A 19348-nucleotide genomic window follows, 5' to 3' on the forward strand; every position below is an offset into this window, starting at 1 on the left:
TGTCGATCAGGTTTTAATACCAAACGTCGGGAAGGTCGGCTTTGCGCTTGGCCACAAAGCCGCTCAGCTCTTCTTTGATGGCGATGTCGATGGGGGGCGGTTCGTATCGTTCCAGCATCCCGGTCCAGCAGTCATAGGCACGCTGGCGCATGTCTTTTGATCCTGCTTCCTCCCAGCTTTCGACATTTTCGCTGTCGCTGAGCGTGGGTTCGTAAAAGGCGTTCTGGTAATTGCGGAATGTGTGCGCCGAGCCGAGAAAATGACCGCCCGGTTTCACTTCTCCATAGGCGTCGCGCGCCAAGGCTTCGTCGCTGACATCCAGCCCTTGCCCCAGCAGTTTTTGATAACTGCCCAGCCGGTCAGCATCCATGATCAACTTTTCAAATCCGGTGCACAGCCCGCCTTCGAGCCAGCCAGCGGCATGCAGTACAAAATTGGCACCCGCCAACATGGTCGAATGCATCGAATCCGCGCTCTCATACGCTGCTTGGGCATCTTCGATCTTAGATGCGGTTAGCGATCCACCACAGCGCAGCGGTAGCCCGGCGCGGCGGGCCAGTTGGCCGATAGCATAATTAGACATCACCGGTTCAGGCATGCCAAAAGTTGGTGCGCCGGATTTTAGCGACATCGACGACAAAAAATTACCCAGTACAAAGGGTGCGCCCGGGCGCACCAACTGCGAAAAGGCGCAGACCATTAACGCTTCGGCCATGGCCTGAGCCACCGACGCCGCGGTGCTGACCGGCCCCATGGCACCGGACAGGATAAACGGCACAACAACAATGCCTTGACCGCGCCTGCAATAAACGCGGATCGCTTCGGTCACGACCTTGTCGATGAGCAGCGGCGAATTGGTGTTGACGTTGCCCATGATTACGCAGTTCTGGTCCATCACGTCCCGCCCATGCAGGATTTCGGCCATGTCAATGCTGTCCTGCGCGCGGCTCATCTCGGTAATGGCGCCCAGATGTGGTTTGTCCGACAGGGTCATATGTGCCAGCACCATATCCAAATGGCGTTTGTTCACAGGGATGTCCGTGGGTTCGGCAATCACAAGACCGGTGTGATGCAGGTTGGGATGCATGTAAGCCAGCTTTACGAGCTTTTCAAAGTCATCAAACGTGGCATAGCGGCGGCCGCTATGCAGGTCGCGTACAAACGGGGCGCCATAGATCGGGGCGAAGACCTGATTATTGCCGCCGATAGTGACAGATCGGTCCGGATTGCGGGCCAGTTGCACAAAATCGCGTAGCGCGGTTTTACAAAGCGCGCGGATCTGATCGGCGGGCATGCGTACTGTGTCTTCGTCGACATTAGCGCCGGCATCTTTCCAGATGCGCAGCGCCTCGGGATCGTCGCGAAATGCGATGCCCACATCCTGCATGATCCAGTCAACTTGCGTTTCCAGACGGTTGATCTGTTCCGCGTCGAGCGGATCGAAAAAGGGCAGGACCCGCCGGATATGGGGCGAGGGCAAAACACCTAGGTTGTCGGTTCGGGTGCGATATTTGCGGTTACGGCGGGCCATATTGGACTCCGTGGAGAAAGATCAGACGATCTTAGATCGCGTCGTGCGCAGTGTGATCCTTGATTGTTGCAAGCATTTGGATAACTGTCAGTTATGCAAGAGCTCTGGAAATTGGTGACATCGCCGCGCCATCTGATCTTTTTTGAGGCGGCTGCGCGACATGGATCGTTTACACGCGCCGCGAACGAGCTGAACGTGCAGCAACCCGCCGTCAGCGCCGCAATCCGGCAGATGGAACAGTCGTTGGAGGTTCAGGTGTTTCACCGGTCGCACCGCCAAGTCACGCTGACCCCCGCCGGAGAGCGGTTGTTTGCGGATGTATCCCAAGCGTTGGAGCGTATTTTGGCGTCGGCCCGGGCGGTGCACCAACGTGGGCAAAATGATCACGTGACATTGTCTGTGTCGACCGCGTTTGCCTATTATTGGATGGTGCCGCGGCTTCAGAATTTGCACGGCGCTCATCCCGATATTGACCTGCGTCTGCAAACCAGCGACCGTGAGCCGGATATTGACGCGGAACGCATTAGCCTAGGGGTGCGCCGGGGGCATGGGCTATGGCCCGATTGCCACGCAGCATTGATCGCGCCCGAAGTGATCTATCCCATTGCCAGCCCACGTGTGATGGCTGCGGCGCGCAATCTGACGACGGTGCCAGACCTGTTACATGAACGTCTGATACATCTGGAAGAACCGGTCCGCGAGCGCCCCAACTGGGGCCAGTGGTTCGCGCATCACAACGTGCCGGGCCGTGAGCCGAAAACCGGGTTGCGGTTAAATGATTATGCGCTGGTGCTGCAAGCCGCGATCGCCGGAGAAGGTTTTGCGTTTGGCTGGCAGCACGTAACAAAGGGACTGATTTCGCAAGGGCTTTTGGCCGCAAGGGAAGATTGGAGTTGGAACACCGGGGCCGGGTTCTATCTGGTTTGGTCGCGGCGCACCCCATTGATTTCTCAGGCAAAGCGGGTACGCGACTGGATCATTACACAAGCCCAGTCCGAGATGCAGAGCTAACCCTGGGGAGTGACGCCGGGGCGTGCTTTGCCGCGTTTCAGACCCAGCTGACGTTCGCGCCAGATGATGAGAACGCCTGCAAAGATGATGATCGAAGCACCGACCAGCATCAAAAGTGTCGGCACCTCGTCAAACCAGACATAGCCGATCACAAGAGCAAACAGCATGGCGGAGTAGTCAAATGGCGCCACCACAGATGCCGGTGCAAAGCGATAACTTGAAGTCAGAAAAATCTGCGCCACGCCCCCAATCAGACCGGCGCCAATCAGGTAGGCACATTCAGGTCCGGTGGGCATGACCCAGCCGAACGGCAGCGTCAACAGCGACAGACATGTGGCGGTCAACGAGAAGTAGAACACGATGGCGGAGGTTTGTTCGCTTTGCACCAGTTTGCGAATGTGTATCTGGGCAAGGGCTTTGAACACGGCGGAGCCGAGAACCAGCATGACCCCCAGCGTTGCTGCGTCAGACGCAGAGCCACCACCAAAGATGGTCAGGCGTGGCCACAGCACCACCATGACGCCAAACAAGCCAATACCAACTGCTGTGAGACGAAATGCGCGCACGGTTTCACCCAGAAACATGGCGGCAAAAACAACCGTCAACAGCGGTGCGGTAAAGCCGATGGCGGTGACTTCGGGCAGCGGCAGATAAGCCAGCGCGGCAAAGCCCAATGCCATCGCTGTGGTGCCAATGAAGCCGCGCCAGAAATGGCCCATTGGGTTTTTGACTTTGAGCCCGGTGCCAAGATCACCCCGGCGTGCCAACCAGATTAGAATAACAGGCAAAGCAAACGCAGACCGGAAAAATACCGACTGGCCGGTGGGGACATGCCCGGACGCAATTTTGATAAACGCAACCATAACCGAGAACAATGCGACGGCGATGAGCATAAATAGAATACCGCGGGCGGGGTTCACTGTTTGGCCTTTCATGAGGGTTGTGATTATTATTAACGTCTTAAGTGTGCCAATGAAACCTTGCTTCGGCAACACGTCGGTATTCCGTCGGTATCGCGTCGGTCAGAAACACCCTCAAAGCTGCGAACGAACTGGTTAACCCTTTCGCTTTTCCGGATCTTTGTCTCGCTTATCTGGCCACCGATCGGAATCTCCGTTTTGGCTCGTGGACAGGGCTCTATCTAAAATGCTTCTATGGCCACACTTCGGAATATAGGTGTTTGCAGCAGTGTTTAAGATAGAGACCGCTCAAGCGGCATCGTTTCTGGTGGTCTGCGAAGAAGGATCAATTCGGTCAGGCGCAGAGCGTCTTGGAGTCGAGCCGTCCACGATCAGTCGCCATATTTCCGCGTTGGAAAGCTCGCTGAATGTCACCTTGGTCGAGCGCGGTCGCAAAGGTGTGCGTCCGACGGAAGCCGGGAATATTCTGTTGCTCTATTTGAAACGCCAGCAAAGTGATCAGGAGGCGTTGTTATCTGAGTTTGACGAACTCTCTGGTATGCGCCGGGGCGAGCTGGTTGTCGCGGTTGGCGATGGGTTCATCAGTGATTTTATCGGCAATGCGTTGGCGACATTCAAATTGGCATACCCCGGATTCACCTATGACATTTTAAGCGGGTCGACGGATCAGGTGTTACATGCAGTGCGGACAGACCGTGCGCATATAGGGCTTGCTTATAATGCACGCCGAGAGCGCGCGATCCGAACCGCATCACAAGTGAAACAGCCGCTTGTGGTATTGGTTAGCCCAACGTCGGAATGGGCCGAACTTTCGCAACCCGTCACAATGCAGCAGCTGGAAATGCTGCCCTGCGCGCTGTTAAAAAGCGGATTCGGGGTCGGCGACATGATCCGGGCGACGGAAGGTGTTTATGGTGCCCGTTTACAGGCATCGGTGCAGTCCAATTCTTTGGCCGTGTTGCGCAATTTCGTGCGTGAAGGATTGGGGGCAACGATACTCCCTGCTTTTGTGGTTACCCGGGAAATCGAAGACAAAACCATCATTACGAAATCGCTGGATATTCCTGAGTTTAGCAAAGGCGAAGCGTCGGTATTTACGCGAGCTGGACGGCGATTGCCCGAAGGGGCCAGCCGTTTGGTGGATCACGTCATTCGATCCATGGCGGCGTTCCGGCAATCTGTTTAGTGTTGCAAAAATTGCAACGTTAAAGATCATATGGCGCAATTCCAACAAGCTCACCACATGGCTAGTCTCGCCCGATAAGAATCTGATCACAGGGGAAATCACATGTTAAACAGGACACTCACGTCCATTGTATCAGTTCTGGCGGTATCTGCGGCATTGGCCGGAACTGTTCAGGCTGAAACGTTGCGCATTGCCTCGCAAGGCGACGCCACGAGCCTTGACCCGCACAGCCACAATGAAAGTTTCACGAATTTCTTTTTGGCCAATATCTATGAAGGGCTTGTCGCACGCGACCGGAACTTTGAGATTACCGGGCAGCTTGCAGAAAGCTGGGAGCAAGTCGACGCGACAACCTGGCACTTTCATCTGCGTCCGGGCGTGACATTTCACGACGGATCAAGCTTTGCGTCAGACGATGTGATTTTCAGCATGGAACGCGCACTTTCTGAACCGTCGAATTTCAAGCATGTTCTGACAACGGTCGATAGTTTTTCTGCAATCGATGACATGACAGTCGAGGTGAAAACCAAGTCAGCAAATCCGATTTTGTTGAACGATCTTCTGGATTTTATGATCGTTGACAAACAATGGGCTGAGGCGAACGGTGCACAAGAGCCGGTGAACCTTCAGGCTGAGGAAAAAGCGTTCAGTGCGACGAACACAAATGGCACCGGGCCATTTTCCGTGGTTTCACGCGCACAGGGCGAAAAGACAATTCTTGCCGCCCATACCGGGTATTGGGGCGAAACTGGCAACGTGACTGACGTTGTGTTCACTCCTATCAACAACGCGGCGACATTGGTATCAGCGCTGCTGTCAGGTGAAGTCGACCTGGTAATGCCTTTGCCCTTGCAGGATATCCCACGCGTTGAAGGCGCAGACGGTGTAAAAGTGGTGTCCAGCCCAGAAGCCCGCACGATGTATATCGGTATGGATCAATGGCGCGATCAGATCATTGAAAGCCCCGTCGAAGGAAACCCGTTCCAGGACCTTAGAGTTCGGCAGGCGTTTGCCCACGCAATTGACGCTCAGGCGATCATCGACCGCGTGATGCAAGGCCAAGCGACTTTGGCGACACAGTACGTCATGGATAAAGTTAATGGTTTCAACCCAGACCTGACACGGTTGGAGTACAATGTTGAAACTGCCAAATCGCTTTTGGCTGAGGCTGGCTATCCGGACGGGTTTGAGCTGACTATGGATTGCTCGACTGATCGCTATGTCAATGATGCGCAGATCTGTCAGGCTGTCGTCAGCTTGCTGGCTCGGGTGAATGTAAAGGTAAACCTGATCGCGCAGCCTAAGGCGCAGTTCTTCCCGAAAATTGTTGCCCCTGATTTTGGCACATCTTTCTTCCTGCTCAGCTGGACACCGTCCACAATGGATAGCCTTAACGTGTTCCAAAACGTATTGGGAACACGTGATTTGGAGAACGGTCTGGGCGTTTGGAATATCTCTGGCTGTTCAATTCCGGAAGCAGATGCGCTGGCCGCACAAGCCGCCAACACAATGGATGCCGCCGAACGCGAAGCGCATTTACAAGATGCAATGGCGCTGATGGTTGAGAACGTGTGCCTTGTACCGCTTCATGTTCAGCGGCTTGTTTGGGGGGCGGCAGATAATATCGATGTTGTCCAACTCCCAACATTTGAGTTTCCTTTGGAATACTACAACGTAAACTGAGTGTAAGTGAGCGGCCCGGAGAGTTCCGGGCCGTTCAAACACCCATCTTCTGCTTGGATACCTCATATGTATTTCCTCCTGGCCAGATTGTTCCAGGCTGCGATTGTTATGCTTTGCGTCGCATTTGTTGGCTTTTTGGTGTTTCAGTATATTGGCGACCCGGTTCTGTCTCTTGTCGGACAGGAAACGACTGTCCAAGACCGCGAAGCATTGCGGGAAAGCCTTGGGCTGAATGATCCGATCTTTGTGCAATATCTTCGTTATGTAGGGAATGCGATCCAAGGGGATTTCGGGATTTCCTACAGCTTTAATCGTGACGTGAGCGAAATGATTGCGGACAGGCTCCCTGCAACAGTTGAGCTGGTTCTTCTCTCTGGTGTCTTCTCGCTGATCCTTGCCATTCCGGCAGGCATCTACACGGGCATTCGCCGCAAAGGCGGGCTGGCCCAGACGATCATGGCGCTGTCCGTGATCGGTGTGTCCGTGCCTTCATTCTTGTTGGGAATACTCTTGATCCTTGTCTATTCTGTCTGGCTGAATTGGCTGCCTTCATTTGGACGCGGTGATACTGCGTCGCTTTTTACGCTGGAATCGAGCCTGTTTACTTTGGATGGGTTGAGCCATGCTTTGATGCCAGCCGCTGTGCTTTGCCTGTTTCAACTGGGTGTGATCCTGCGTCTGATCCGGGCGGAAATGCTTGAGGTTCTGCGCACTGAATACATCCGGTTTGCGTGGGCGCGCGGGCTTCCCGGTCAACGTGTCTATTTGCGTCATGCGCTCAAAAATACGCTGGTGCCGGTTGTGACCGCCATTGGGTTGCAGCTGAGCTCGCTATTCGCGTTTTCCATCATTACAGAGCGGGTGTTTCAATGGCCCGGAATGGGGTCACTGCTTTTGCATGCGATTGGTCAGAGCGATATCCCACTGCTGGCGGCCTACCTGATTTTTGTTGGACTGGTGTTCACAATTTCCAATCTGGTTGTCGACGCGATCTATGTTTTGATCGACCCGCGCATCCGTCATGGAGCGCACTGAGATGTTTGAAAAAATCCGCTCAGATTTCTGGTACGAATTGCTGAACGCGCCGGTCACAGTTGTCTCGTTGGTCATAATTCTATTGATGGCCATCGGGTGTACGTTCGCGCCAGTGTTTGCGCCGCACACGCCGTTTGACCCTGCAACAATTTCCATTTTGGACAACAACTTGCCGCCAGCATGGGAGTCCGGATCTGATCCGCGCTTTTTGCTGGGAACCGATTTGCAAGGTCGCGATGTGTTGTCCGCGATGCTGTATGGCGGGCGGATTTCGTTGCTGGTCGGGCTTGGCGCGGTTGCGCTTTCCGTGGTCATCGGGATGACCGTCGGGCTATTGGCCGGGTATTTCGGTGGCATGACCGATGCGATTTTAATGCGTGTTGCAGAGATCCAATTCGCGTTTCCACCGATCCTAATCGCGCTTTTGTTCAACGGGATTATGAAAGCGTCGCTTCCGGCAAATGTATTCGCCCAAGCTGCGGTGCCGATCATGATACTTGCGATTGGCCTGGCGGGCTGGGTGCAGTTCGCCCGGATTGTGCGTGCCTCGGTGCTTGTGCAGCGCGGTCAGGATTATGTCACGGCCTGTCAGGCGATTGGCCTGCCGACATCTACCATCATTTTGCGCCATATCACCCCCAACATTCTGGGCCCCGTCCTTGTGCTTGCGATGCTGCAGATCGCTGTTGCCATCGTGACAGAGGCAACCCTGTCGTTTCTGGGTCTGGGCACACCTCTCACGGAACCATCCCTTGGCGCGTTGATCCAGATCGGCAGCCAATACCTGTTCTCAGGTATTTGGTGGGTTGTCATCTTTCCGGGCACCATGTTGCTGGTGATGGTCATTGCGTTCAACCTCGTCGCGGATTGGGTTCGCGACTATTTAAACCCGAGGCTGCGATGACCGAGTTGCTTTGTAAAACCGAAAGCCTGCAAATTACCTTCCCGCACCGGCTTGGCGATTTCGTCGCTGTGCATGGGTTTGATATGCAAGTGCGTCGGGGTGAAATTGTTGGTCTGATCGGCGAAAGCGGGGCTGGTAAATCAACCATTGGCAATGCGATCATGGGGCTGTTGTCGCATCCGGGCAAGGTCACGTCCGGGCGAATTCTGCTTAACGGTGAAGATCTTATCTCAAAGTCCGCCAGCCAGATGGCGCAGTTGCGCGGACGGCGTGTTGGGATGATTTTTCAGGATCCGATGACGTCGCTGAACCCGTTGATGACAGTGGGTGAGCAGCTGAGCGAATCCATATCTATTTTGCAGGATGTCCCGATGGCGAAAGCCCGCGTGATGGCCGCCGAACGGCTGGATGATGTGGGAATCCCAGATGCAGCAAACCGTGTGAATCAGTACCCACACGAGTTTTCCGGCGGTATGCGGCAACGTGTTGTCATTGCTTTGGCCATGGCTGGTGATCCCGACCTTTTGATTGCGGATGAACCAACGACCGCGCTTGATGTCTCTGTGCAGAAACAAGTGCTCGATCTTATTCGCCGCATTTGCGTGGAGCGGTCGCTGGGCGTCATTCTTGTGACGCATGATATGGGTGTTATTTCAGAAACCGCTGACCGTATATATGTGATGCGCCACGGCAAACTGATCGAAACCGGACCTACCGAACAGGTAATCGGAGCGCCCGCAGAACAATATACGCAGGACCTGATTTCAGCGATTCCAAGTATCGACGAACGCGAAGATCGGTTCAGGAACCCGCCCAAAAAGACAGGCGAAATCGACACGTGGTTATTAGAAGGTCAGCAGGGCGCACGTGACGGGGACTATTTGTCGACCAGCGCGCTGACCAAGGATTTCGCGACCCGCAAGGCGAGCTTTTGGGGCAAGAAAGGCAGCTTTCGGGCCGTAGACATTGAAGGTCTGAGCGTCCAGCGCGGAGAGGTTCTTGGGCTTGTTGGGGAAAGTGGCTCAGGTAAGTCGACGCTTGGCCGGATTCTGACTGGTTTGATAAAGCCCAGCACAGGCAGTGTGTCGTTTGGCGATCATGGGGCCTTGGCCGACATCAGGTCAGCGGCAATTCGAAAAGCCTTCCGCCGCGATGTGCAGGTGGTTTTTCAGGATCCGTATTCTTCGCTGAACAGCCGGATGCGTGTCGGTCACATTTTGGCAGAGCCGATCCGCTTTCACGGTTTGGCGAAACGGGATGAGATTGATCGCCTTGTTGACGCCTTGTTGGAACGGGTTGGGTTACCAGCCGGATCCAGCCGCAAATTCCCGCACCAGTTTTCCGGCGGCCAGCGGCAGCGCATCTGTATCGCGCGGGCTTTGTCGGTCCGGCCAAGGTTTCTTTTGTGCGATGAACCGACCTCGGCGTTGGATGTATCCATTCAGGCCGACATGCTGGCGCTTTTGATGGAACTGCGCCGCTCGCTGGGGCTGACGATGTTGTTTGTCAGCCATGATCTGGCGGTTGTCCGGCAGGTGTCTGATCGGGTTGCGGTCATGAAACAGGGAAAGATTGTCGAATGCAGAGATGCAGAGGCATTATTTGAAGCCCCTGAGAGCACTTACACACAAATGTTGTTGGAAACCGCCCCGCGGGTTGGTGGTGCCACACAGGACGAACAAACTAGACGAGGGGCGTGAAATGATCGGATTGATAGGTTGTGGTGCGATGGGTGGTGCAATGATCGCCCGCCTCATTGAGCAAGGGCATTCGGTTCAATGTTACGATGCCTTGCTCGAAGCCCGAAGCCGGGCCGAAGCAATGGGCGGCACAGCGCGAGACAGCTTGCAGGCGCTGGCAGAAGATTGCGACGTGATTATTCTGTCGTTGCCACGGGCCGATATCGTCAGGCAGGTCATGTCGGAAGTGGGCCCCCATATCAAACCTGCCACGATCGTTCTGGATACCTCAACATCTGAACCTGAAGTCACAAAAGCACTGGCGCAAACGGCGCAGGCAGGCGGCTATGTCTTTCTGGATGCCCCTGTCAGTGGCGGTCCGCTTGGCGCAAGAAACGGCACCATGACAATGGTCATGGGGGGGGCGGCAGACGCTATTGACGCTGTTCGACCCATGCTTGCGGCTCTGACGGCTAAGATTGTTCATGTTGGACCATCCGGTTCTGGCCATGCTGCAAAAATCGCCAACAACCTTCTTTGCGCGGCAAATCTTGTCCTTGTGAGCGAGATGGGCCGGTTGGCTGAAAGCACGGGTGTTTCGCTGAGCGATCTTCTGGAAGGGATCAATGCCGGGTCCGGACGCAGTGCTGTCAGTGAAGTCAATTTTCCGAAATGGATTTTGAGCGACGGATACGATTCCGGATTTACCATGGGATTGATGCGCAAGGATGTCGGGCTTGCCACCAAGCTGGCCAAAAGCGCAGATCTGGAGTTGCCGGCAACACGGGCCATTGCCGCGATTTGGGAGGACAGCCGGTCAACCCTTTGTGATAGCGCGGACTTTAACGAAATCTACAAATACGGAGCATCCGCAGATGTCTGATCGTGCCAAACTTTTCTGGTCCTCAATGGCGGAACTTGGCCTTGGGGCATCTGTACAAAGCCTTGTTGGTGGCGTCTTGCGCGACGGAACGGGTGCAACGATCAGTCTGGAAGACCCTTACGCTCAGACAGAACTGGCGAGCTATCCAGACTGCGGGGCCGAATTGGCCGCTGAGGCCTGTGATGCGGCGCGCGAGGCCCAACAAATATGGGCTCGTGAATTTTCGTCAGCCAGGCGCGGCGAGATCATGCAAGATATTGCACGCGCGGTTCAGACCCATGTCGAGACTCTGGCGACGCTTGAAGCGCTTGTCGCCGGAAAGCCCATTCGAGATTGCCGGATCGAAGTCGCCAAAGTCATTGAAATGTTTCGCTATTATGCGGGGTGGGCCGACAAGCTGCATGGCGAGGTTATTCCGGTGCCAAGCGGGCACTTGAACTATACGCTGCGCGAACCGTTGGGCGTTGTGTTTCAAATCACGCCTTGGAACGCGCCGATATTTACCGCGGGTTGGCAAATTGCGCCTGCGATTGCGACCGGGAATGGCGTGGTTATCAAGCCCAGTGAGCTGACCCCGGTAACAACAGTTGCGTTGGTCAAAATCGCGGAATCTGCAGGCTTGCTGCAAGGTTTAGTGAACGTGCTGTGTGGCCTTGGACCCACGTCCGGGCAGGCGGCCATCGAACACTCTACTGTTCGCAAGGTGGTCTTTGTCGGCTCTCCTGAAACAGGTCGCCGCGTCGCAGTTGCTGCCGCTCAAGCCTTGAAACCGGCGGTTTTGGAGCTTGGAGGGAAATCGGCCAATATCGTCTTTGAGGATGCCAATCTGAAACATGCGTGCCTTGGCGCGCAAGCGGCGATCTTTTCTTCTGCGGGGCAAAGCTGTGTCGCCGGGTCCCGGTTGCTTGTGCATCAATCTGTTCATGCAGAATTGCTTGAAATGATTGCTGATGGCATGGATGCGATCCGCCTTGGCGATCCGCTTGACGAAGCGACCGAGATTGGCCCGATCAGCAATGCGCGCCAATTTGGCCATGTGAACCAGATGATCACTGGCGCCCAAGCTGAGGGGGCGGATGTTCTGACACGTCAGAATACGCCTCAGACCGGTTATTTTGTTCCACCAACCGTGCTTGCCGGTCTCACAAATACCGCACAGGCCGCGCAGACCGAGATATTCGGTCCTGTCGTCACGGCCATCCCATTTGCGGATGAAAAAGAGGCGATTTCGACTGCAAACGACACGATGTTTGGCCTTGCCGGGGCCGTGTGGACCAATGACATTGGGCGCGCGCACCGCATGTCGGAGGCCATCCGCGCCGGAACATTCTGGATCAACAGCTACAAAGCCATCCATGTGTCATCGCCGTTTGGCGGTTCACTGAACTCTGGTTTCGGGCGCTCCAGCGGCACGGATGCTTTGATGGAGTATACAAGTCCCAAGAGTATCTGGATCGATAGCGGCGAAACTCCGAAAATCGCGTTTGGGTATGTGTCATAGATCTGAATTTGGATCCATTGATGGCCTGAACTTGGGACGCCCGGCGACAAACCAGTACCCGGCGCCCATCAACCCTGCTCCGGCAATGGTATTTCCGAGGGATACAAAAACCAGATTTCGGGCTGCGCCCGCAAGGCTGATCCCGCCGCTGTGTTCGGACAAAAGCGCAACGCCAAAGATGGTCATGTTTGCGACGGAATGTTCAAACCCGGCCGCGATAAAGGCGTAAAGGCAGAACCAGATCAGAACGATCCTGGCAATCGCGGAATCTGCCCGTGCTGACATCCAGATTGCGAGGCATACCAGCCAGTTACACAGGATGCCGTTCATCACCAAAGCAAGCGCATCGCCTTGCATTTTCTTTACTGCAACGGCGTGAAGCAGGCTGTTGCTGTCTGCCAAAATCAATCCGCCGCCGCCAAATACAAACACCGCCGCCAGAAATATTGCGCCGATCAGATTTCCACACCAGCTGAGCCCCCAGCATAAGAGCAGATCAGTTATTCTGGTGCGGCCTGTCAGCAGGCCATGGGTCATGTACATTGTGTGGCCGGTAAAAAGCTCTGACCCTGCGAAGATGACGAGCATCAGGGCGATGCCAAAGCTTGCGCCCATGACGACAGGGCGGATCGCGGGCTCGACACCTTGTCCAACGGAAAAGATCAGCAGAATGCCGAACCCGACATAGGCGCCTGCCATTGCAGCAAGCCAGAGGAATGCAATCGGGTCGCGGCGCAGGTGGTTGGTCTTGTCCTGCGCCGATGCGGCAAAGGCCGCCACGGTTGTTTCAAAATTCATTGAACATGGCCTTTTGCACAGTTGGCTGGCGCGGTCTCAAAGAGAGCCCAAGCGTCTGCTTGGGCCTCTTCAAAGTTGACAATCACATCAGACGTCTTTGCCGCCGGTAAAGTTAAATTCCGCACCCGAGCGGATGCCGGATGGCCACCGCGTGGTCATTGTTTTCAAACGTGTATAGAAACGGATGCCTTCCATGCCGTGGATGTGGTGATCCCCGAACAAGGACCGTTTCCAACCGCCAAAGGAATGGTAGGCAACCGGCACAGGGATAGGGACGTTCACACCTACCATTCCGATTTTGGCACGTGCCCAGAAATCCCGGGCGGCGTCGCCATCCCGGGTGAAGATCGCGGTACCATTTCCGTATTCGTGGTCATTCACCATAGTGACGGCTTCGTCATACGTTTTGGCACGCACAACCGACAATACCGGGCCGAATATCTCGTCTGAATAGATCGACATGTCGGTTGTGACCCGGTCGAACAGGCATCCCCCGATAAAGTATCCGTCCTCATAACCCTGCAGCGTGATCCCGCGCCCATCGACAACAAGCTCGGCACCTTTGTCGATCCCCTGGTCGATGTAGTCGTTGATCTTGTCAAAGCTCTGCTTGCTGATGACCGGCCCCAGTTCAGACTCCGGGTCGGTATAAGGCGCGACCTTTAAGGCACGAATGCGTGGTGTCAGCGCGCTGACAAGGCGGTCAGCCGTTTCTTCGCCAACCGGTACAGCCACCGAGATTGCCATGCATCGCTCTCCTGCGGACCCGTAGGCGGACCCGATCAGCGCATCGACGACCTGATCCATGTCCGCGTCTGGCATTACAACCAGATGGTTTTTGGCACCGCACAATGCCTGGACACGCTTGCCGTTACTGGTTCCGCGCCCGTAGATGTATTCACCAATCGCCGTCGACCCCACGAAGCTGATGGCCTCAACCGTTGGATGATCCAGCAACGCGTCAACGGCTTCTTTGTCGCCGTTTACAACGTTGAACACCCCTTCTGAAAGGCCAGCTTCGGCCAAAAGCTCGGCAATACGCATCACGACACTCGGGTCTTTTTCGGAGGGTTTCAGGATAAACGTGTTCCCACAGGCGATGGCCACCGGATACATCCACAACGGCACCATTGCCGGAAAGTTGAATGGCGTGATCCCGGCAACAACGCCAACCGGCTGGCGCACCGAAAAGCTGTCCACGTTTGACGCAACCGCTTCGGAGTATTCGCCCTTAAGCAGTTGAGGAATACCGCACACAAATTCGACCACTTCGATACCACGCGCAATTTCGCCTTTTGCGTCGGGAATGGTTTTGCCGTGCTCAGCCGAGAGAAGTTCAGCCAACTCATCTGTATGGCGTTTCAGCAGATCGCGAAATTCGAACATGACCATCGCGCGTTTTGCGGGGGGTGTTGCTGACCAGCCCGGCAGGGCCCTGGCAGCGGCTCGCACAACTTCATCCACGTCTTGCGAAGAGGCGAGTGTCACCGCGCCCGAGACCCGGCCCGTGGACGGATTGATGATATCTGCGGTTCGGTCCCCGGACCCTGACCACGTAGCATTGTTCACAAAATGGGCGATTTTAGACATAGGTATTTCTCCGTCGGTTTTGGTTCCGATCGTTTCGGTCGTGAGACTGAGGCAGGGTTTTTAACCTGATCGAAAATTAGCTGTATTCGAGGTCAGCCATGAGAGATTTGAGCTGAGTGAATTGTTGAGAGTTCAGTTTGGGTAGCGGTGCACGGGCGTGGCCAAGGCTCAGATCTGACCACATCGACATCGCTCGAATGCACTGTGGAACGCCAAAGTGGCGGAAAAAGACAAAAAGAGGCTCCATCTTTTTATAGAGTGTGGCGCCCCGGGGATCGTTGCTGAGAAGCAGTTGGTGCAACGAGACCATGTCGTCGGCAAACAAAGGATGAAAGGCTGCCTCCCATCCAATTGCCCCATAGCGATAGCTTTCGCGCGCGACGAAGTGCAAGCCAGTGTAGAATGCGTACCGGTCGCCGGTTAAAGCCTTGATGTCACGTACCCGATGTGGGTCGCCGGTCGCGTCTTTGACGGAATCGATCCCATCAACCGCGGCCAGTTCGGCGATCATTTTGGGGCTCATATCATAGCGTGTCGTGCGCGGAATATTGTAAAGCCGAATTGGCACATCCACCCCATCGGAAACCGTTTGATAGTGGTGCAGGACATCGGAAAAGTGGATGTCGGGCAAATAGGTTTGCATCTCAAGCATAAGCGTGGACGCGCCAGCCTTTTGGGCATGATCCGCCCAATGCATGACCTGACGGGTTGAGATGTCGCCAATAGCAACGTTCACCGGCACACGTCCCGCATTTGTCTGGCAGACCGTTTGCACAACCGCGAACCGTTCCGCTTCTGTCAGATAGACACCTTCGGTAGTGCTGGCCACGCATGTCAGACCATCCGCCCCGCTGTTGACGATCGCGTCTGTGTAGCGCTCCAATGTGGCGTGATCGACATCACCCGCAGGATCAAATGGCGTAATGAGGTAACAATAAAGACCACCCTTTTGGCCAACCGTTTGAAGTTTCAAAGGAGCCTCCTTTTTGGCAGGGCACAATGCGCTGGGAGGTGGCATTGTACCGCTGCTGAATTTGCTTAGGTCGCGGGGAACTTGTCGCGGTCGGACCCAATATCGACAGTTTCACCGGTTTCCGAAAATGTGCGGTTCACGTTGGCGCTGCCATAGATGACCATCGCGACAACGGTTTCGTCGCTTTCATTGATCAGTTCGTGCTGCACGCCCGGTGAAATGAATGTGGAATCGTATTTGCTGCAGAACACTTCTTTGTCGCCGTCCAGAATAATGCGCATTGTGCCTTCCAGAACGGTCACTTGCTCTTCTGCATTGTGAATGTGCGGTGGCACCGCGCTGTGAGCGGGCATAACGGTGATGCCAGAGTGAAGAGACCGCGCGCCGATTTCTTTGCTGGCGATGGGCTGATTTACGATGCCAATGCCGCGCTGGACCTGTGGTAAATCCGCATATTTCAGGTGGTTGATGTTCTTGGTGACAGCCATGGAGTCTCTCCTTTAGTTGGCAATTAGAGGGTCAGGTAACGTGAGTTACATGACAATTTTTTGGGTGAGGGCCGGATTGCTGTTAACGAAACCACAGGATGAGCGACGGCGAGAACGCGATCACGAAGCACACCAGAATCAACGCGCAGAAAGCTGGAAAAGCCTTGTAGGCAATGCTCATGAAAGGTTCGCCGCTGACCGCCGCTGCGGCAAAAAGATTGATCCCAACTGGCGGGGTAATGAAGCCAACCGAAAGCGTGGCAACCACAAATACGCCAAAGTGAACCTGATCAAATCCCAGTTGCGCACCGATCGGAAAGAGGATCGGCATGATCACGAGAATGGCCGCAATCGGTTCCAGCAAACACCCGACGATCAACAGCATGACAACAATCAACACAACCGAAAGAATCGGTCCGGTTCCATATGATGTAAACGCTTCGACGATGGCGCCAGGAACCCGCAAAACTGCCAGAACTTCGGCAAACAGGATCGAAAAGGCGATGATGGGGGCAAGTATGCCGGTGGTCTTTGACGCGGCGAGGAAGATGCTGCCTAGTTCGCTAAAGCGGACCTCGCGCACGATCAACAGTTCGACAACCAGAACATAGAACACGGCGACGGCTGCGGCTTCGGTTGGGGTGAAAAAACCACCATAGATGCCGCCAAGAATGACAACCGGTGCGCCAAATCCATACCGCGCCTGCCACACAGCCGAGAGTGCTCGGGACCCCGAAAACGGTGAACGTTCATTGGCCCCCCAGTTGGAGAAAGAGCACACCACGTAGTTGGCAATGCACAGCCCCAAGGCGATCAACAATCCCGGAACCACACCTGCGATAAACAGATCACCAACCGAGGTTCCCGTGGCAATGCCATAGATAATAAAGATCAGGCTGGGGGGCACGATAACACCAAGGATGCCGCCGGATGCTGCAAGTGAGGCAGCATAGCTTTTGTCATACCCGCGGTCTTTCAGGGCCGGGACCATGATTTTACCGATTGTTGCAGTGTCGGCAGAGCTAGAGCCGCTGGTCCCTGCAAAGAAGAAACAGCCAAAGATCGTGGCCATACCCAGCCCGCCTTTGATCCAGCCAACCAATGCCTCGCCCAGACCCACAAGGTCGCGCGCAATACGACCTCTGGAAATGATTTCGCCAGCAAGAATGAACAAAGGCATCGCCAAAAGCGCCCAGCTGTCCAATGAGTCAAACAATGTCGTGCTGAGGCTGCTGAGCGAGTACGCTCCGGTAAGAAGCATCAGGGAGAGCGACCCCATTGCCAGAACTATGAATAATGGAAGCCCGATCACCAGATGGATCAGCATCAAAACGATTACGACCACGGCGACCTGCATATTGCTAAGATCAATCATGTCGCTAGCTCCGCGTTTGAGAGTGGTTTTGGGAAAAATCGGCGTTGGACACGCTGCATGATGCGAATGATCATCAACCCCCATCCCAGGGGTAACGCGGCCTGCGCCCATGACATGTTCAGCGGCAGCGCATGCATCCGAATGTTCGCCATTTGCTGAATGTCCATGAGGCGGATGGAATAATAGATCACCGCAATCGAGATCAGCACACACAGAAAATCGCTGTAGGTCTCAAGCACGCGGCGCCCCGTCTGCCCCAACCGATTGGGGAGCAGGTCGATCCGAATGTGTTCATCATAGCGAAAGGCTTCGGCTGCAGCGATGTATGCGAAATACACAAAAGCATACCGCGCGGTCATTTCGCCCCAGTTGGTCGAATGCGCAAAAAAGTACCGCATAAAGACTTCTGACAGGATGATCAGAAAGAAATACGCGTAGGCCAGAATGACCACAATCTTAACAAAAGGGCCGTCCAGGAATCGGATGAACCCATTGTTATAACTCGTAGTTTGCATTTTTGAGGGGTGCTTTCCAGAGAGGTCAACTTGTATGGGTAAGGTCGGCGGAAAGGCAGGGTCCCTTTCCGCCGACCTTGCCGGTTAGCCCTGTAGGTTCAGGACTGTTTGAAGCGCCTCACGGCCGAACGCATCTTTCAAATCATCATATTCGCTGCGCTGATGGCCCATCGCGGCCACCCAGTCGCTTTTCTCATCATCGGTCAAGGTCACAACCTCGATGCCCGAGTCTGTCCACAGCTTGACCATTTCGTCATTCGCCGCCAGCTGCTGTTGGCGCTGGAATTCATAGCTTTCTGCCCCGGCGCGCATGATGGCCTGTTGGATATCGTCTGGCAAAGCCGAGTACCAATTGCGGTCCAGCACGGTGATGTGGCAATTGAAGTTCAGCTCGTACATCGTCGCGCTGCTCAGGGTTTCATGGATTTTGGTTGCGGTCAGCGGACCCAATCCAACACTCAGCGCATCAGCGGCACCTTGTTGCATTGCCTGATAGGCTTCGCCCCAGGCGATGGATACTGGATTGGCCGCGGTCAATTTGAACATTACGTCTTCGACGCGCGTGCCGTTGGTGCGTACCTTGAGTCCCTCAAGATCCTCAGGACGGCGTACCACGCGATCCACTTTGTTGCTGATCCCCAGAACTCGGAAGCCAGCGTTGGCCCACATGCCAGGCACAACCTGAAACCCGCTGGAGGCCGGGCGGCTCAGGAATTCGGAGTTGCGGAACTGTTCTGTTTGGATGGTTTCTTCGAACGCGTTATTTGAGGCGAACAAGAAGGGCAGGTCTATGATGTTGTAGACGTCAGAGTAATTCACGAAGTTACCTGTCGAAAGCTGGCATCCCTGTACCGCGCCGGTCAGCACCTTTTGCGGCAGCACATTCTGGCCGCCAAGGCTCCCTGCCTCGTGAATATCAACCTCAAGCGCGCCGTTTGAGTATCGCTCGGCCGCTGCTTTGAACTGCGACAATCCGGTGATCATATATTGTTCGGTTGCGGCACCAAAGGTGTGGCCAAAGGTCAACCGGTGATCCGCCGCTGCGCGCGCCGATGTTATAACAAATGGTGACGCAACACTTGCGGTCGCAAAGGCGGCTCCGGTCTTGAGTAGAATTCTTCTAGAAAGCATTTTTTCCTCCCCAGGAAACTGAAACAACGCGTGATCTCCTCTGCCCCGCAATGTCTGTTTTGATGCTATTTGGCTGTCTAACAGTGACGCACATAATTAACTTACATGATGTAATTAAAGATAGATCCAAAATATATTTTATGTC

17 protein-coding genes are annotated in these 19348 nt (G+C 54.9%); 8 read left to right on the top strand and 9 right to left on the bottom strand.

Annotation, left to right across the window (positions count from 1 at the left end; all coding sequences use genetic code 11):
* Positions 1 to 13 precede the first annotated feature (13 nt).
* On the bottom strand, positions 14 to 1531 hold the full coding sequence (locus ABJI08_RS14130) for a trimethylamine methyltransferase family protein (RefSeq protein WP_348402487.1): 1518 nt from the start codon (positions 1529 to 1531) through the stop codon (positions 14 to 16).
* A 93-nt stretch (positions 1532 to 1624) separates the two neighbouring features.
* On the opposite strand from ABJI08_RS14130, the gene ABJI08_RS14135 reads away from it, so the two are divergent.
* Positions 1625 to 2542: a LysR substrate-binding domain-containing protein gene (locus tag ABJI08_RS14135; RefSeq protein ID WP_348402488.1), complete on the top strand. Its 918-nt coding sequence runs from the start codon at positions 1625 to 1627 to the stop codon at positions 2540 to 2542.
* Here the strand turns inward: ABJI08_RS14135 and ABJI08_RS14140 are convergent.
* Positions 2539 to 3477 carry a DMT family transporter gene (locus tag ABJI08_RS14140; protein ID WP_348402489.1) on the bottom strand — a complete coding sequence of 313 codons (939 nt, stop codon included), beginning with the start codon at positions 3475 to 3477 and terminating at the stop codon, positions 2539 to 2541. The genes ABJI08_RS14135 and ABJI08_RS14140 overlap by 4 nt on opposite strands.
* Before the next feature lie 253 nt (positions 3478 to 3730).
* Between ABJI08_RS14140 and ABJI08_RS14145 the strand changes: the two genes are divergently transcribed.
* The 7 genes from ABJI08_RS14145 (at position 3731) to ABJI08_RS14175 (ending at position 12333) form a co-directional block, all read left to right on the top strand.
* Positions 3731 to 4648: a LysR family transcriptional regulator gene (locus ABJI08_RS14145; RefSeq protein WP_348402490.1), complete on the top strand. Its 918-nt coding sequence runs from the start codon at positions 3731 to 3733 to the stop codon at positions 4646 to 4648.
* A gap of 102 nt (positions 4649 to 4750) precedes the next feature.
* Positions 4751 to 6331, top strand: a complete 1581-nt coding sequence (locus ABJI08_RS14150; protein ID WP_348402491.1) for an ABC transporter substrate-binding protein — start codon at positions 4751 to 4753, stop codon at positions 6329 to 6331.
* Between the two features lie 66 nt (positions 6332 to 6397).
* A complete protein-coding gene (locus ABJI08_RS14155; RefSeq protein ID WP_348402492.1) occupies positions 6398 to 7366 on the top strand; it encodes an ABC transporter permease in 969 nt (322 codons plus the stop codon).
* Positions 7353 to 8270 (top strand): ABC transporter permease, encoded by a 918-nt coding sequence (locus tag ABJI08_RS14160; RefSeq protein WP_348402493.1) that lies wholly within the window; start codon positions 7353 to 7355, stop codon positions 8268 to 8270. The genes ABJI08_RS14155 and ABJI08_RS14160 overlap by 14 nt, the downstream gene beginning before the upstream one ends.
* On the top strand, positions 8267 to 9970 hold the full coding sequence (locus ABJI08_RS14165; protein ID WP_348402494.1) for an ABC transporter ATP-binding protein: 1704 nt from the start codon (positions 8267 to 8269) through the stop codon (positions 9968 to 9970). Before ABJI08_RS14160 ends, ABJI08_RS14165 begins: the two co-directional genes overlap by 4 nt.
* Position 9971: 1 nt before the next feature.
* Positions 9972 to 10832 carry an NAD(P)-dependent oxidoreductase gene (locus ABJI08_RS14170; protein WP_348402495.1) on the top strand — a complete coding sequence of 287 codons (861 nt, stop codon included), beginning with the start codon at positions 9972 to 9974 and terminating at the stop codon, positions 10830 to 10832.
* Positions 10825 to 12333, top strand: coding sequence for an aldehyde dehydrogenase family protein (locus tag ABJI08_RS14175; RefSeq protein WP_348402496.1), 1509 nt, complete (start codon positions 10825 to 10827; stop codon positions 12331 to 12333). The genes ABJI08_RS14170 and ABJI08_RS14175 overlap by 8 nt, the downstream gene beginning before the upstream one ends.
* Here the strand turns inward: ABJI08_RS14175 and ABJI08_RS14180 are convergent.
* The 7 genes from ABJI08_RS14180 to ABJI08_RS14210 form a co-directional block, all read right to left on the bottom strand.
* Positions 12328 to 13131 carry a formate/nitrite transporter family protein gene (locus tag ABJI08_RS14180; RefSeq protein ID WP_348402497.1) on the bottom strand — a complete coding sequence of 268 codons (804 nt, stop codon included), beginning with the start codon at positions 13129 to 13131 and terminating at the stop codon, positions 12328 to 12330. The two genes, ABJI08_RS14175 and ABJI08_RS14180, sit on opposite strands and share 6 nt — an antisense overlap.
* An 87-nt stretch (positions 13132 to 13218) precedes the next feature.
* Complete coding sequence (locus ABJI08_RS14185) at positions 13219 to 14721, bottom strand: CoA-acylating methylmalonate-semialdehyde dehydrogenase (RefSeq protein WP_348402498.1); 1503 nt, start codon at positions 14719 to 14721, stop codon at positions 13219 to 13221.
* Positions 14722 to 14797: 76 nt separating this feature from the next.
* Positions 14798 to 15694 (bottom strand): dihydrodipicolinate synthase family protein, encoded by an 897-nt coding sequence (locus ABJI08_RS14190; protein WP_348402499.1) that lies wholly within the window; start codon positions 15692 to 15694, stop codon positions 14798 to 14800.
* 65 nt (positions 15695 to 15759) lie between these two features.
* Positions 15760 to 16182, bottom strand: a complete 423-nt coding sequence (locus tag ABJI08_RS14195) for a cupin domain-containing protein (protein WP_348402500.1) — start codon at positions 16180 to 16182, stop codon at positions 15760 to 15762.
* 82 nt (positions 16183 to 16264) lie between these two features.
* Positions 16265 to 17557, bottom strand: a complete 1293-nt coding sequence (locus tag ABJI08_RS14200; RefSeq protein ID WP_348402501.1) for a TRAP transporter large permease — start codon at positions 17555 to 17557, stop codon at positions 16265 to 16267.
* A complete protein-coding gene (locus tag ABJI08_RS14205; RefSeq protein WP_348402502.1) occupies positions 17554 to 18072 on the bottom strand; it encodes a TRAP transporter small permease in 519 nt (172 codons plus the stop codon). Before ABJI08_RS14205 ends, ABJI08_RS14200 begins: the two co-directional genes overlap by 4 nt.
* Before the next feature lie 84 nt (positions 18073 to 18156).
* Positions 18157 to 19203: a TRAP transporter substrate-binding protein gene (locus tag ABJI08_RS14210; RefSeq protein WP_348402503.1), complete on the bottom strand. Its 1047-nt coding sequence runs from the start codon at positions 19201 to 19203 to the stop codon at positions 18157 to 18159.
* Positions 19204 to 19348 lie beyond the last annotated feature (145 nt).

It is taken from the genome of Shimia sp. (assembly GCF_039969785.1).
In the GTDB taxonomy this organism is placed as follows: domain Bacteria; phylum Pseudomonadota; class Alphaproteobacteria; order Rhodobacterales; family Rhodobacteraceae; genus Shimia.